We start from the raw sequence: 13,807 nt of genomic DNA on the forward strand, positions 1-13,807 counted from the left end.
GGATCTGGAGGCGGCCGCGCTAACGAGTCCTCCTCGGGCCCTGGCGGCCAGGACGGAGATGACAAGAAGCACCGGAAGCACGACGACAAATAAGCCACCCGGCTCCGGTTTTTTCATCTCATGTTCCGATAACCCATCGCGGGAGCTGGCGAGCTATTCCTGTGGAAATCCGGCCGGACGTCAGCCCCGCGCTTGCTGCAGGCAAAGCAAACGAACCGGGGCTCGATGTCGGACAGCCGCATATCGTCGAGCCAGCGATCCGCCAGGATCGCGGTCGCAGAGCCTGTACGCCATCTACATGAAATTGAAATAGGCAGTCGTCCGCGAATATGCGAATCTGGCGGCGTTTTCATAGCGTCTCGGAGCCGAGGGAGGGACCGATGCGCATTGCATTGCCGTATCTGGGAATTGGGATCTGCTTGTCTCTGGCGACCTGGTTGGCATTGGGCCTTGCACTCTAGCGGCGGTTTGTGGTTTTCCGCCGCGAATCAGTATCAGACATAGTTTCGGCCAGACCTCACGGGCCAAAGGGGAATGGTCAGGCCCGACGCGCGCCGTCCGGACACGATGTCGCGTCGGGCCAGCCACTCATTTGGTGCGCGCGCGGCGGGCGAGGCAAGGCCCATCATGGTTCGGGGGGATCATGCATCGTGAGCAGTTTGAGCAGATGTCAATTGATGAATTGTGGGCCCTTCACACTCTCGTCGATAGCATTCTCGCCGCGAGGCTCCTTGCCAAAAAGAACGAACTAGAAAGGCGTCTGCGGCTTCTCGACCAAAAGGAGGATCCGGAACCGGATTGAGGCTGCCACCTCCATTATGTACTGGACGGGGATATCGCTTCTACCGTGCGTGTGAGTCATTTCACATCTTGGACATGAACCTGGGCTATACCGGCAGGCGACGCCCTTTTTTATCCTGTTTTTTTAGTCCTAGTTTGAGGGACGCGTAATGAGTAGTCGTGGTCAGGTCTGCGACCGCATGGTGGTTCTGCGCCAACGTGTCTGGTCTCTCACCTCTCAACTGGCAGAGCTTCGAAACCTCCGCATCCGGGTATCCAAAGCGGAGGAACGAAGAGCCGGTAGACGCTCGAAAGCCACACCTGTTGGGACGACGCCGCGCCGAGGCAGGCGATCGCGATGAGTTCAAGGGGATAACCCTGTGGGTTGCCTCGCTCGGTCTGCCTTCGCCCTTTGAGCTCCGGCGCGGCAACCCTCGTTTGTTTCGCACTTTGCAAGGACGGCAAAACTCGGACGCTACGGCCGCAACCTGACGTTATCCGTTGCTGAGGGGGCGCCTTCGTTGTCCATAGGCCAGAGGTTGCGCGGGCGATGTCGATATCTCAGTTCTTTCCAGTTCATGCTGGCTCCGCCGGGTGAATCGACGAACAGCACCTTGGCGGCGGAGGGCGCATAGGCCGCATAGAAGTGGTTCGCCGATTTCACCACGACGATTTTTCGAGACCTCCAGTCGAGCCCCATCGGAGTGAAGAGGTCGCCGAGCGCCTGGATGCGCCTTTCAACCAGCACGATCTCGATTCCGGCGACGTCGATCCGGACCCCGCGGCCCATCGGCGTGCCCAAGCCAGAACCGAAGCAGTTCAGCATGTCCGGCGCCGGCGCACAGTTGAGCACACGGGCCTCGACGTCCAGCGGCTGGCCCGATGCCGGCGAATGCTTTCCGCCGATACGCAGCGGGAGCCTGGCGCCGACGCCTGCCGAATAGCAGATCGCGAGAGCTCCGGGATCGTAGAAGGGTCCGATACAGGCCTCCGCGATGCCACGTCTCAGCATCGCCTCGAGGACGAATGTCGAATCGCCGGCCGCCCCGCCGCCGGTGTTATCAGCGACATCGGCGAGCACGATCGGATGCGTTGAGCTCCGTGTTGCCTCGTTCAGTGCGGTCTCAATGTCCAGATACTCCGAGAAGCACCGATCGCGAATGGCGAAGAGTTCATCGCGGAGCTGCGCGGCCAGTGCGTCGCCCTGGCTCTTTCGTCCGTCCGTGATGACCAGCATCTTCGATCCGAGCTCGGAGCAGTCGCCCCAGGCGAAGCCGTGGACGAATGAAATCGACAGGACGCCGTCCATGCCTTCGAGCTCCTTCATGCGAGCAACGAACGAGCGCATCGGCTCGCGGAGCGTCATGAACTGCGCGATCATGTTGCAGGGGAGGATGGACATGACCGGCTTGATCTCTCTGCGCGCCGCGCGGAGGCAGAGATCGACCAGTTCCCGGGCACGATCGAGGATATCGAGGTGAGGATAGTCCTTGAAGAAGATCAGGATATCGGCGTTCTCGTACTTCTTGCGCGACAGGAAGCCATGCAGGTCGAGTTCGACGCCGATGATCACGTCGGGTCCCACGATGCGGCGGACTTCGGCGATGAGGTCGCCTTCGGCATCTTCGTAGCCGTCGGCGATCATCGCTCCGTGCATGGCGAGTGCGACGACATCCACCGGCATCGCGGCGCGCAGATCCTCCAGCAGGCGGTCCCGCAGCGTCTCATAGGCAGTCCTGGTCGTCATGCCGTTGGGCTCGGCGAAGCCGCCTCGCCCCTGCACGATGTCCAGGGGCTCGACCAGCGCGCGCTCCCGAAGCGCGCGAAGCACCATGCCGAACAGATGGTACTCGAAAGGCTTGCCGTCGCTTGCCGGCAGCTCGTTGGGCATGAACTGGTCGATCGAGGTCGGAAGCGGCGAGAAAGTGTTTGTTTCCGTCCCGAACAGGGCAGTGAATATTCGCATGGTCATCACCGACGACTTTAGGAGAGGCCGAGAATGCTGATCGATCGGGGAGTTGGAAGCCGTCTGCTGCCAACTCCCGTGGATGTGCTTCGACGCTTCGGACTATGCCTCCGCGCCTGCTTCGGCCTTGGCCTGAATCTTGGCCTGAAACTGGGTCGCATCCGCGGGCGCGGGACGCAGCGCGACCAGCATCACGAACCCCGCCAGGGCGAAGAGCCCCGCGACGAAGTACATCGACATTGCGACGTCGCCGGTGCGGCTGTTGATCTGCGCCATCATGATCGGGCTCACGACGCCTCCCAATAGTGCGAGGCTGTTGATGAAGGCGATCCCCGTGGCGGCGACAGGCTTGGCCAGGTATTCGGTGACGACGGTCAGGAACAGGGGCAACGCGGACGCGAGACCGAGCATGGTCACGCAGAGGCCGGCGAGGGAGCCCACGAAATTGCCCTGCGTGAGGATGCAGATTCCGAGCCCCGCCGCTGCGACAAAGGTGCTTGCGGCGTAGTGCCAGCGGCGTTCGCGTGTCCGATCGGAATGCCGGCCCACGAGGATCATCGCGGTAATGCCGACGGCTTGCGGAATTGCCGCGCAAACTCCCACCAGAAGCAGGTCCTCGACGCCCCAGGCCTTGATCAGGCTGGGGATCCAGAACACCAGCGCATAGTTTCCCGCAATGAGGAGAAAATCCGACAGCGCGAGCGCATAGACGCGCCAGTCGCGGAATAGCATCTTGAGCGCACCGCTCGAAGCCGTCGTGGTCGGCCGGTGATATTCGATGTCCGCCTTGAGCCGCTGCTTCTCCTCGCTCGTCAGCCAATGGGCATCCTCCGGGCGATCCTGCAGCCAGAGATAGGCGGTGATGCCCAGCAGGCTGGCGGGCAGGCCCTGCGTCAGGAACAGCCATTGCCAGCCTGACAGGCCGCCGACGCCGTTCAAATATTTCATGATGGCGCCGGACGTCGGTCCCGCGAAGACGCCGGCGCCGACCACGGCGGCCATGAGGATCGCCAGCACCTGTCCGCGGCGGGGCTCGGGATACCAGTAGGTCAGATAGAGAACGACACCGGGCAGAAAGCCCGCTTCGAAAACGCCGAGCAGGAAACGCATGACGTAGAACTGCATGGGAGTCTGCACGAACATCATGCCGGCCGCGACGAGGCCCCATATGAACATGATGCGCAACAGAGTCTTGCGGGCGCCGATCCTCTGCATCAGCATATTGCTGGGCACCTCGAACATGACGTACCCGACGAAGAAGAGCCCGGCTCCGAAACCGTACACGGCGTCGTCGAACGCCGGAAGCTCGGTCATCTGGAGCTTGGCATAGCCTATGTTGACACGATCGATGTAGGCGACCATGTAGGACACGAGCAGCAGGGGAAGAAGTCGCCACCCCACCTTCTTGTACAATGCGTCGTTCGAGGGATGCGTGGCTTGCGAGGGATGCGTGGCGTGGAAAGCACTTGAAAGAGATTGCTTGGTCATGGCGCGCCCTGATCCTTGATCGGAAGTATCAGATACTGAGCAGGGGTTTCGGCGCGCGCAATTTTGCAAGTGGTTGACGAATGGTGCAACCTGACGCGACCAATGCGCCAATTGGCAAGAGACGGGGTCGGGGCATCAGATGCACACCAATGCGAACTTTCCTGGCAATCTGAAGTTGCTCTGCAACCACTACCGATCCATTGCCGAGGTCTGTCGCCGGCTCAAGATCAACCGCGCGCAGTTCAACAAATATCTCAGCGGCCAGACCGCGCCGACCGCTCATAATCTCAAACGCATCTGCGATTTCTTCGGGATCGACGAGAGCGAAATCGCGCGGCCCCATGACGAGTTCGCCCGGATCATCGGCGTGCGTCCCGGCCCTGCGAGCCAGGCCGCCCTGGCTGCGCCGCCGCTCAAGCATATGGAGGAGTTGCGACGGCGCTCGTCGGACGCATTGAAGAAGTATGTGGGGTACTACTTCGAATACTACCATTCCATGTCTTCGCCCGGGCGCATCTTGCGCTCGCTGGTGCATCTGCACGAAGAGGGCGGATCCGTCGTCTGCGAGCGGATCGAAAGATTGCAGGATCCCAGCGCGCCAACCCGGCACGTGCAGTGCCGCTATCTGGGCACGGCGTTCTACCTGCAGGAGCGCATCTTCGTGCTCGACTACGAATCGCTGACATCAAACGAAATCACCCAGACGGTCCTGATTCCGAGCTTCAAGAACCGGATTGTCCGCTTGAACGGGTTGAAGCTCGGCGTCAGCGCGGCCGATCAGCGCGCGCCATGTTGTACCCGCGTGGTGTGGGAGTATTTGGGAGCGCAGGTCCCCCGCATCAGATGCTACCGCCAACTTGGTCTGTTCGCACCCGATGATGACCGGATCAATGCGGATATCAGGCAACGTCTGCAGCAAACCCGGTTCGACCAGGGTCTGTTCTTCGTGCCCTAGAGCATGATCCGGAAAAGTGCGCAGCGGTTTTCCGAAAAGATCATGCTCAAACAAAGAGCTAAAGCGCGATGATGAATCAACCTAAAGCCATCGCGCTTTAGAGGCTCCTCCGTTCCGAGCGACAGCTTGCATCAGGTACCCTGGGCAACTCGCGCCACTGCGGAACGACTTGCGAAATTGCACGGCGTTTGAGCGCGCGGCAAAACCAGCCGCGTCCTTAACGGTGCCGGTCGTCATGAATTCATTCAGCTCGCAGAATCCGGATCCTCATCTCGAGGACTCGAACATCGCTCTCGCGGGCTATGTCGCCAGACCCCGCATTGGGATCATCACCGGTTCTGGGCCCGAAGCCGGGGTCGATCTATGGACCAAGGTGCTCCGCGAGAATCGCCGCCGGATGGGTTCGCAATTTCGTCACGACACCGATGCGCCGGCGGTCGATATCATCTCCGATCCGGCGCTCGGCCTGTCCATGGAGCTCGATCGCACCGAAGCGGAGGTGTGGACCGCGTTGCGGGCGGATGCCGAGGCGCTCGATGGACGGGTCGCCGCCTATGCCATCGCCTGCAATACGCTGAACGTGTTCGCGCCGCGCCTGAACGAGCTCGGCCTGACCGCGCGCCTGATTTCGTTCGTGGACGTGCTCGGCGCCTACCTCCGGCAACGCGGCGAGACGCAGGTGTGCTTGCTGGGCGCGCGCACGGTCGCCGAGCTCGGAGCGTGGTCGCCCTATCGGTCCTTGCGCAGCGTGGTTGATTTCGAGCCGCTGGATGAGGACGGGCGCATGGCGCTCCACCAGCTGATCTACGACGTCAAGCAGTACGGCGCCGAACATCCTGATTTGCGCGACCGGTTTGCGCGCCTGCTCGCGCGGGTCCGGTCGGAAACCGTGCTGCTCGCCTGTACCGAACTGCCGCTGATCGCAGACGTCGAGACCACCAAGCACCTGGTCGACGTGACCCAGCTCGTCGCGGAGGCGCTGGTGGATTGCACCGTACCTGCGGCGACGTCGGACGGCCCATGAAGCCGAGTGGCAAGCTTAGGATTGGCAAGCTCGGCGTCGTGATCACCGGGGGCACGATCGGAATGCACCCCGGCGACGCCGGACTGGCGCCGGCGTGCGGCCTCGAGACCCACCTGCGCGAGGCGTTGCGCGCGCGGGGGCGGCATGATGTCGGACCTTTCGTCGAGCTCGCGCCGCTGATCGATAGCGCCAATGCGGGGCCTGATTTCTGGGTGCGGGTTGCGACCGCGGTGGTATCGCTCGTCGAGGATGCCGATTGCAGCGGCGTCTTGATTCTCCATGGTACCGATACGATGGCCTATACGGCGGCCGGCCTTGCTTTCCTTCTGTTCGGTTTGCCCGTGCCGGTCGTGCTGACGGGCGCGATGCACCCGATCGGGCACGCTGGCAGCGACGGTTGGGACAATGTCTCGGGCGCGTTGGACCTGCTGACGAGCGACCCGGCGGCGGGCACCTATGTCTACTTTGCAGGCCAGCAGATCCCGGCTGTCCACTGCAGCAAGTGGCGGACGCAGGCGGCCGATGCATTCACGCGGACCCAGCGGCCGACCATCGATCTGTCCGCGCCCGCTTTCCCGCCCTGGAGCTATCGCAAGCTGGTCGCGCCGGCTCGCGTCGCCGTGCTGTCGCTTCACCCTGGCTTCGAGCCGGCGGCGCTCGAGGCGCTCGTGGCTGCCGGCGTGCCGGGTTGTGTGCTCGAATGTTACGGTTCGGGAACGGCTCCGGTCGCTGACGCGCGCTTCATCGCCGCGCTCGAATTGGCGCGCTCCCGAAATATGGTCGTGGTGGCGATCAGCCAGTGCCCCGAGGGTGCGGTGGCGTTCGGCCACTATGCGACGGATCACCGGCTGAAGACGGTCGGGGTCGTGAGCGGGGGCGGCATGACGCGCGAGGTCGCGCTGGCAAAACTCGGTATCCTGCTAGGCTCCGGGCTGTCCGCCGCGGCCTGTCGGGACTGGATGCGCGTGAGCGTCTTCGGGGAGTTGTAGCTGTTCGGGTTTGGGCTGACGCCGGCGAGCGCGAGGCTCGACGTTTCCTTACGATGCGATATGAGCGCATATGTCCGGCAGCAAGCCGCCGGGTCCTATTCGCCTGCAGGAGGCCGCGTCTTGCGCGGCGGTACGCCAAAGCGCTTCTTGTAGTTGACCGAGAAATGCGACTGGCTGGCAAATCCGGAGCGATAGGCGACCTCGCCGAGATTGATCGTGCCGCGCTGGCCGCTGGCGAGAATCATCAGATGCGCCTGCTGCAGCCGCTCCTCCTGCAGCACCTGTCCGAACGTCGTGCCCTGATACTGGAAGATCTTGTGCAGGTAGCGCACCGAAATGCGGTGCTCGGCCGCCGCGCGCTCCGGCGTCAGCGCGTGGTCGGCGAGATTGCGGCGGATATAGGCGCTGATCCGGTTGAACAGCGAGGTGCCCAGTGTCTCGCGGATCAGCGCGCTGTTATCGCGCTGGTCGCGGCACTCGATCATCAGGCAGAGCATGTCGATGATGCAGTCCTCGATCCGTGCGCTGTGCTCTGACGGCTGCATCTTCAGCACCTGCTCGCCGAGCGTGGTGATCGCCGGCACCAGCAATGGATTGGTGAAATCGGCGGTGGCGCAGAGATTGTCGATGCCGGCGACCCGGCCGGCCAGGCGCTCGCGGTCGATCTTGATCGTGATGTTCTCCGAGGCGTCGGGCACGTCGATCACATAGGCCTCGGCGGCATTGACCAGGAACACGCTGCCCGGCAGCACCAAGCCTTCGCGGCCGCGTTGCTGGAAGCGCATGGCGTGTCGGGTCGGAAACAGGAAGACGAAATCCTCGGTCTTGTCGGCCTTCGCCGCCTCCTTGCGCCGGATCACGCGCTGGGCATCGGCGCGAAAATTCGAGACGCCCATGATGTCCGACTGCCAGTCGATCAGCTCCCCGCGAAGGCGATCGGTGTGAGCGGACTGGATATCCAGACGGTAGTACACCTCGGCCATAGCTTGCCGCCAGGCCTCGATGCTGCCCTGTCCGTCGATTCCGGCCGTTGAATATGAGTTGCTCTGCGTCATGGCGCCCAGCTCAATGGTTCACTTCACGAAACGCAATCCCATTCCTTCATTCAAGAAGCGTACCAGTGCCGCCGTCACCACCCAAGCCTGTCCCGGCCCCGGTGCGCTCTGGAAGAAAACACAGTGCGCTCGCCGAAAAGACGGGCGTACCGCTGCCGACCTAACCTCTCGCTGCATCGCAACCGTAGTGGCCGCAGCAGGAGGGGGTTCTAGATGACCACGACATTCACGCGCAGGCGAGTCCTGAAAGCAGTGCCTGCCGCCGCCGCGGCCGCAACGCTGCCGGCCCCGTTTATCTCCGGCGCCGCCCGGGCCGCCGGCGATCCGATCCTGATCGGCGTGCCGACGGCGCAGACCGCCCAGGCCGGCGTCGCCGACCACCAAGACTATCTCAACGGCACAACGCTCGCCATCGAGGAGATCAATGCCGCCGGTGGCGTGCTCGGCAGGCCGCTCAAAACCGTCGTGGTCGACATCGACCCGCTGTCGCCGGAGAGCGGGCAGGTCGCGATCAACAAGCTGATCGATGCCAAGGTGCACGCGATGTCCTGCGCCTTCGTCTTCACGCCGGTGCCGGTCGCGGACGTCTCGGCGCGCTACAAGGCGCCGTTTCTGTGGGGCCTGACCCAGCGCAACTTCACCGACATACTAGCCAAGAGCCCGGAGAAATACGGCCACATCTTCCAGACCGATCCGTCGGAAGTGCACTATGGCTACACATTCCCCGTGTTCCTGAAGGCGATGCGCGACCAGGGTGTCTGGAAGCCGATCAACAACGGCGTCCACATCGTCCAGGAGCAGATCGCCTACAACCAGACTATCTCGAAAGCGCTGCAGTCGGCGCTGCCGAAGAGCGAGTTCAAGCTCGCCGGGATTACCGATATCCAGTACCCGGTGCAGGACTGGGGCTCGGTGATCCAGGAGATCAAGAAGGTCGGCGCCGGTGCGGTGATGATCGATCACTGGGTCGCCGCCGAATACGCCGCCTTCGTCAAGCAGTTCGGTGCCGATCCGCTCAAGGGTGCGCTGGTCTATCTGCAATACGGCCCCTCGCAGCCTGAATTTCTGGAGCTGTCGGGACCGGCTGCCGAAGGCTTTGTCTGGAGCACGGTGCTCGGCGTTTATGCCGACGACAAGGGCAAGGAATTCCGCGCCAAGTACAAGAAGCGTTTCCCGGGCATCATGGGCCTTTGCTACACCGGTAACGGCTACGACGTGACCTATTACCTGAAGGCCGCGTGGGAAGCGGTCGGAGATCCCAACAAGTTCAGGGAGGTCTGCGACTTCGTGCGCAAGACGCCGTATCGCGGCGTCTGCGGCTACATGAGCATGAACAACCCGCTGCAGGAATGCGCGCATTATCCCGACACGGGCGACGCGATCGGCGCCAAGGAGCTGGAGCAGGGCATGGCGCAGCTGTTCTTCCAGGTCCAGAACGCCGAGCACAGGATCATCTATCCCGACGTGCTCAAGGAGACTGCCTTACGCAAGGCGCCGTGGTGGTGAGCGGCACGACACGATGGCGTCCGTTCCACTCTTTGCCTGCAGCGACATCACGCTCGATCTCGGCGGCCGCTCGATCCTGCACGGCATCTCGCTCTCCGTAGAGCCGGGCGAGGTGCTCGGCGTCATCGGCCCGAACGGCGCCGGCAAGACCAGCCTGTTCGAGGTGCTGTCGGGGCGGATGCCGCCGAAATCGGGCTCGGTGCGTTACGAGGGCCGGGACATCACCACGCTGCCGCTGCACCAGCGCGCGCGGCTCGGCATCGGCCGCACCTATCAGACCCCCGTCGTCCCTGAGGGTATGACGGTCGGCCAGGTCCTGAAGGCCGCGCGGCAAGCCTATCGGCCGTATCTGACACCCGACGATTCCGAATGGGGCGCCGGTCTCGTCGCCTTCCACGTTCCCGCACTGACCGTGGCGGACCAGCTCGAAACACTGAACCGGCGCAAGCTGCTGATGACCTGCCTCCTGATGCGCCGTCCAAAGATCCTGCTGATGGACGAGCCGGCCGCCGGCTTGATCAATTCGGAGATCGACGAGTTCGACGAGATCATGCGGGTGCTGGCCAAGGAGCTGAACATCGCCATCGTCCTGATCGAGCATCGCATGGAGTTGCTCGACACCATTGCCGACCGCGTAATGGTGCTCGACGCCGGCGAAATGATCGCGGAAGGCCCTCTTGACCAGATCCTGGTCGATCCGCGCGTCAAGGCCGCCTATTTCGAATTCGAGCGCGCCGGGGGCGTCCACTGATGAGCGGCGTCGCGAAAAACGCCGTGCTCGACGTCCGCGGCCTGTCCGCCGGCTGGGGTCCGTTGCGGGTGATCCACGACCTCGATCTCACCGTGTTCGCGGGCGAGCGGATCGGGCTCGTCGGCCTCAACGGCCATGGCAAGTCGACGCTGTTCCAGGCGATCGCCGGGCTGACCGGCTGGCAGCGTGGCTCGATCCTGCTCAACGGCTTTGAGGTCGGCCGCACCCGCAGCCAGGGGCCGGGCCGTTACACCCACCAGATCGTCCGCCGCGGGCTGGCACTGATCCCGCAGGGTGACGAGATCTTTCACGGCCTGACCGTGGAGGAGCATCTCGACAGCGGAGCCTACACCAGGCGCGCCTGGAAGGAGCGCGCCACGCGCAAGCTGAAAATATTGCACATCTTTCCGCCGCTCACGAAGCTGATGGCGACACCGGTCGGCCGGCTGTCCGGCGGCGAGCGGCGCATGGTCGCGATCGGCCGCGGGCTGATGGCGGATGCCGATCTCTTTCTCGTCGACGAGCCGTCGCTGGGGCTTGCGCCGAAGATCGGCAAATCCGTCGTCGACGCGCTGATGGCGGTCGAGCTCGGCAGCTCGGCCATGGTGATCGCGGAGCAGAATCTCGGGCTGCTCGAGGGCAGGGTGGACCGCATCATCGGCATGCATGCCGGGAAATTGAAGGGCGAAGCGTCGGCCTCGAAGAGCCTGATGGGAGGCCACCGTTGAACTGGAGTTTTGTTCTCTCCAATGCGACCACGCTCGCCTGCATTTACGGCACGCTCGCGATCGGCATTTCCTTGACATGGTCGAGCCTCGGCCTCGTCAACATGGCCTTCGGCTTCATCTTCGCGCTCTCCGGTTACGGCGCCTGGCTTGCCAGCCTCAACATCAGCGCGCAGCCCGCGGTGGTGATGGCCGCCGGCATCCTCACCGGCGCATTCGGCGGGCTGATCGTCTGTCTGCTCGCCTTCATCCCGATCCACGACAAGCCGAACTTTCCGCTGCGCGCGCTGATCGCAACGCTGGCGATCAGCCTGATCGGCAATCAGGCGCTGCTCTGGTATTTCGGCCCGCGCGCCAAATCCCTGCCAAAGCTGTTCGGCAACTGGAATGCCGACATCTTCGGCGTGATCGTCACCTCCGACAAGCTCGGCGCTTCGGCCTCGGCAATCGTGCTGCTGACCCTGATCCTGCTCTGGATGCGTTCCAGCCGCCGTGGGCTGGAGATCCGTGCCATGATGATGAACCCGCATGCCGCCTCCATCGTCGGCATCGGCGTCCGTCGCACCGGCTTCTACGTCATGGCGTTGACCGGTTCGCTCGCCGGCCTTGCCTCGGTGCTGCTGGCACAGACCTATTACGTCGCCCCGTTCAGCGGCATCACGCCGATGGTCAAGGGACTGAGCATCGCGCTGGTCGGCGGATTGGGCAGCGTGCCCGGCGCCGTCATCGGCGCCGTGATCATCGGCCTCAACGAGGCGCTGACCTCGACGTTGCTCGGCGGCCAGTATGTGCTGATCACCCAGTTCCTGCTCATCATCCTAGTGCTGCTGGTTCGTCCGCGCGGTATCGCCGGCCTGCTCGACAAGGCACGGGAGGCCTGAAGCGATGACCGATGTCGCCCAACCGGTCTGGATCGATCCGACCGACTGCCACTATCCGGAACATCCGGCGCGCGAGGCCGCGACCAATCCCTATCTGCCCCACCAGGTCACCTGGAACGAGACGCGCGCCTTCAAGCCGGCCATGCACCCCGTCGGACGGCTGCGCTACTACTACAAATGGCCCGGCCATGGCGGCCGCGTGTGGTGGCGCAAGCGCTATTGGCCGACCCGGCGGCGAGTGCTGCAGATCCGCGGCGAATACAATCCGAAGACGATGCGCCGGGAAAAGACCATCGTCGACAAGCGGCCAATCTGGTGGACGCTCGCGTTCATCGCCATGATCCTCGCCCCCGCCGTCGTTCCCGCGGCCGGCTGGAATACGGTGATGAGCGCGGCGGCCGTGTTCGGCATCTACGCCGCGATCAATCTGTGCTGGATGCTGATCATCGGCACAGCCGGCATCTTCTCGCTGGCGAGCTATGCCGTGGTCGGCGCCGCAGCGTACGGCACCACCTATCTGGCGATCCAGCTCGGCTTGCCCTGGTGGCTGCTGCCTTTGATCGGCGCGTTGATCGGGCTCGCCTTCGGTCTGATCATCGGATTGCCGGCGATGCGACTCGACGGCTTCTACTATGCGCTGCTGACGCTCGGGGTGGTCGAACTCTGTCGCGTCTATGTCGTGCAGTCGCGCGAGTTCGGCTCGGCGACCGGCGGCCTCTATGGCGCGCCAAGCTATCTGCCGGCGAACCTCGGCCAGATGCCGCGGCTGCTGTTCAGCTATTACGCGGCGCTGGCGCTGATGGCTTTCGCCCTGGTCGTCTACCGTTTCATCGACGGCAAGCGGCTCGGCCGGGTGTTGCGCATGGCGCCGGAAAAGCGCGAGGCCTTTGCCCAGGCCTGCGGCGTCGACTTCGTCCGCGCCCGCATCATGGTGTTCCTGATCTCCTCGACCGCGCTCGGCTTGATCGGCGGGTTCTATGCCTGCCATTTCGGCGGCGCGTCACCCAATCTGTTTTCCTTCGACACCGTGCTGTTGTCGCTCGCGATGCTCGTGATCGGCGGCATCGGACGCTCGGAAGGCGCGGTGGCCGGTACTGCCATCGTCGTGTTCATCGACCGCGTCCTGATCGATCTCGGCCCGCTCCGCTACATGCTGATCGGGGCGATCATGTTGGGCGTGGTGCTGTTCCTGCGCGAGGGCCTGTTCGGCATCAAGCGTCAGTTCCGCACCTGGCGCGACAAGAAGAAGAGCGAGCGGCGGGCGGCCCGCGCGGAGAAAGGCGGAGAGATGTTACCGGAAGAAGCCACCGAGACCGAAGACAAGGACCTGATCTATTTCCGCCGCTTCGACAAGATGCAGCGCGATTTCCTCAAGCGACTCGTCACGGAGACCGTGATCGAGGAGCACCGCACCCGTCCGCTCGGACAACACAGCGAGGCGCTGGAGCGGCTGCTGATCTATTTCCGCAGGCAGGGCCAGGTCGACAAATACGCCATCATGGTGCTTGAGGAGTTTCGGGCCTACCGCATCGTCGCGCTCTCGGGCCATCGCGGCACCGCGCCGCGCGTGGTCGAGGACAGGAACTACGCCTCACCCGATGAAGCCTACCATGCGCTGTTCCTGCGCCGTGTCCAGGATCTCCTCGAAAGCTGAATCGTCAACGTCATTCCGAAAGACCCGTAACCG

General features: G+C 63.5%; 11 protein-coding genes. 8 read left to right on the forward strand and 3 right to left on the reverse strand.

Features of this window, described 5'->3' with window-relative positions; genetic code table 11:
* Positions 1-1,255: 1,255 nt before the first annotated feature.
* A complete protein-coding gene (locus KUF59_RS09875; RefSeq protein ID WP_258769397.1) occupies positions 1,256-2,746 on the reverse strand; it encodes a M81 family metallopeptidase in 1,491 nt (496 codons plus the stop codon).
* 102 nt (positions 2,747-2,848) lie between these two features.
* Positions 2,849-4,234: an MFS transporter gene (locus KUF59_RS09880; protein WP_212461540.1), complete on the reverse strand. Its 1,386-nt coding sequence runs from the start codon at positions 4,232-4,234 to the stop codon at positions 2,849-2,851.
* Positions 4,235-4,373: 139 nt separating this feature from the next.
* Between KUF59_RS09880 and KUF59_RS09885 the strand changes: the two genes are divergently transcribed.
* From KUF59_RS09885 to KUF59_RS09895, 3 genes are all read left to right on the forward strand, one after another.
* Positions 4,374-5,189 carry a helix-turn-helix domain-containing protein gene (locus tag KUF59_RS09885; protein WP_212461539.1) on the forward strand — a complete coding sequence of 272 codons (816 nt, stop codon included), beginning with the start codon at positions 4,374-4,376 and terminating at the stop codon, positions 5,187-5,189.
* Positions 5,190-5,424: 235 nt separating this feature from the next.
* Positions 5,425-6,213 carry an aspartate/glutamate racemase family protein gene (locus KUF59_RS09890; protein WP_249140693.1) on the forward strand — a complete coding sequence of 263 codons (789 nt, stop codon included), beginning with the start codon at positions 5,425-5,427 and terminating at the stop codon, positions 6,211-6,213.
* Positions 6,210-7,202: an asparaginase gene (locus KUF59_RS09895; RefSeq protein WP_212461537.1), complete on the forward strand. Its 993-nt coding sequence runs from the start codon at positions 6,210-6,212 to the stop codon at positions 7,200-7,202. Before KUF59_RS09890 ends, KUF59_RS09895 begins: the two co-directional genes overlap by 4 nt.
* Positions 7,203-7,297: 95 nt before the next feature.
* On the opposite strand, the gene KUF59_RS09900 is transcribed toward KUF59_RS09895, so the two are convergent.
* Positions 7,298-8,257: an AraC family transcriptional regulator gene (locus KUF59_RS09900; protein ID WP_212461536.1), complete on the reverse strand. Its 960-nt coding sequence runs from the start codon at positions 8,255-8,257 to the stop codon at positions 7,298-7,300.
* Positions 8,258-8,470: 213 nt separating this feature from the next.
* Here KUF59_RS09900 and KUF59_RS09905 point away from each other — a divergent pair, with 213 nt between their 5' ends.
* Genes KUF59_RS09905 through KUF59_RS09925 form a run of 5 tightly spaced genes read left to right on the forward strand, consistent with a single transcriptional unit; the run spans position 8,471 to position 13,774 of the window.
* Positions 8,471-9,763 (forward strand): ABC transporter substrate-binding protein, encoded by a 1,293-nt coding sequence (locus KUF59_RS09905; protein WP_212461535.1) that lies wholly within the window; start codon positions 8,471-8,473, stop codon positions 9,761-9,763.
* Between the two features lie 13 nt (positions 9,764-9,776).
* Entirely contained in the window at positions 9,777-10,514 is a 738-nt protein-coding gene (locus tag KUF59_RS09910) for an ABC transporter ATP-binding protein (RefSeq protein WP_212461534.1), read from the forward strand.
* Positions 10,514-11,242, forward strand: coding sequence for an ABC transporter ATP-binding protein (locus tag KUF59_RS09915; protein ID WP_212461533.1), 729 nt, complete (start codon positions 10,514-10,516; stop codon positions 11,240-11,242). The genes KUF59_RS09910 and KUF59_RS09915 overlap by 1 nt, the downstream gene beginning before the upstream one ends.
* Positions 11,239-12,120: a branched-chain amino acid ABC transporter permease gene (locus KUF59_RS09920; protein ID WP_212461532.1), complete on the forward strand. Its 882-nt coding sequence runs from the start codon at positions 11,239-11,241 to the stop codon at positions 12,118-12,120. The genes KUF59_RS09915 and KUF59_RS09920 overlap by 4 nt, the downstream gene beginning before the upstream one ends.
* Positions 12,121-12,124: 4 nt before the next feature.
* Positions 12,125-13,774, forward strand: a complete 1,650-nt coding sequence (locus KUF59_RS09925) for a branched-chain amino acid ABC transporter permease (RefSeq protein ID WP_212461531.1) — start codon at positions 12,125-12,127, stop codon at positions 13,772-13,774.
* Positions 13,775-13,807 lie beyond the last annotated feature (33 nt).

It is taken from the genome of Bradyrhizobium arachidis (genome assembly GCF_024758505.1).
GTDB lineage: Bacteria > Pseudomonadota > Alphaproteobacteria > Rhizobiales > Xanthobacteraceae > Bradyrhizobium > Bradyrhizobium manausense_C.

Excerpts from the sequence above, each read along its gene's own strand:
- KUF59_RS09875 (WP_258769397.1), bottom strand. The coding sequence starts at position 2,746 with ATGCGAATATTCACTGCCCTGTTCGGGACGGAAACAAACACTTTCTCG.
- KUF59_RS09880 (WP_212461540.1), bottom strand. The coding sequence starts at position 4,234 with ATGACCAAGCAATCTCTTTCAAGTGCTTTCCACGCCACGCATCCCTCG.
- KUF59_RS09885 (WP_212461539.1), top strand. The coding sequence starts at position 4,374 with ATGCACACCAATGCGAACTTTCCTGGCAATCTGAAGTTGCTCTGCAAC.
- KUF59_RS09890 (WP_249140693.1), top strand. The coding sequence starts at position 5,425 with ATGAATTCATTCAGCTCGCAGAATCCGGATCCTCATCTCGAGGACTCG.
- KUF59_RS09895 (WP_212461537.1), top strand. The coding sequence starts at position 6,210 with ATGAAGCCGAGTGGCAAGCTTAGGATTGGCAAGCTCGGCGTCGTGATC.
- KUF59_RS09900 (WP_212461536.1), bottom strand. The coding sequence starts at position 8,257 with ATGACGCAGAGCAACTCATATTCAACGGCCGGAATCGACGGACAGGGC.
- KUF59_RS09905 (WP_212461535.1), top strand. The coding sequence starts at position 8,471 with ATGACCACGACATTCACGCGCAGGCGAGTCCTGAAAGCAGTGCCTGCC.
- KUF59_RS09910 (WP_212461534.1), top strand. The coding sequence starts at position 9,777 with ATGGCGTCCGTTCCACTCTTTGCCTGCAGCGACATCACGCTCGATCTC.
- KUF59_RS09915 (WP_212461533.1), top strand. The coding sequence starts at position 10,514 with ATGAGCGGCGTCGCGAAAAACGCCGTGCTCGACGTCCGCGGCCTGTCC.
- KUF59_RS09925 (WP_212461531.1), top strand. The coding sequence starts at position 12,125 with ATGACCGATGTCGCCCAACCGGTCTGGATCGATCCGACCGACTGCCAC.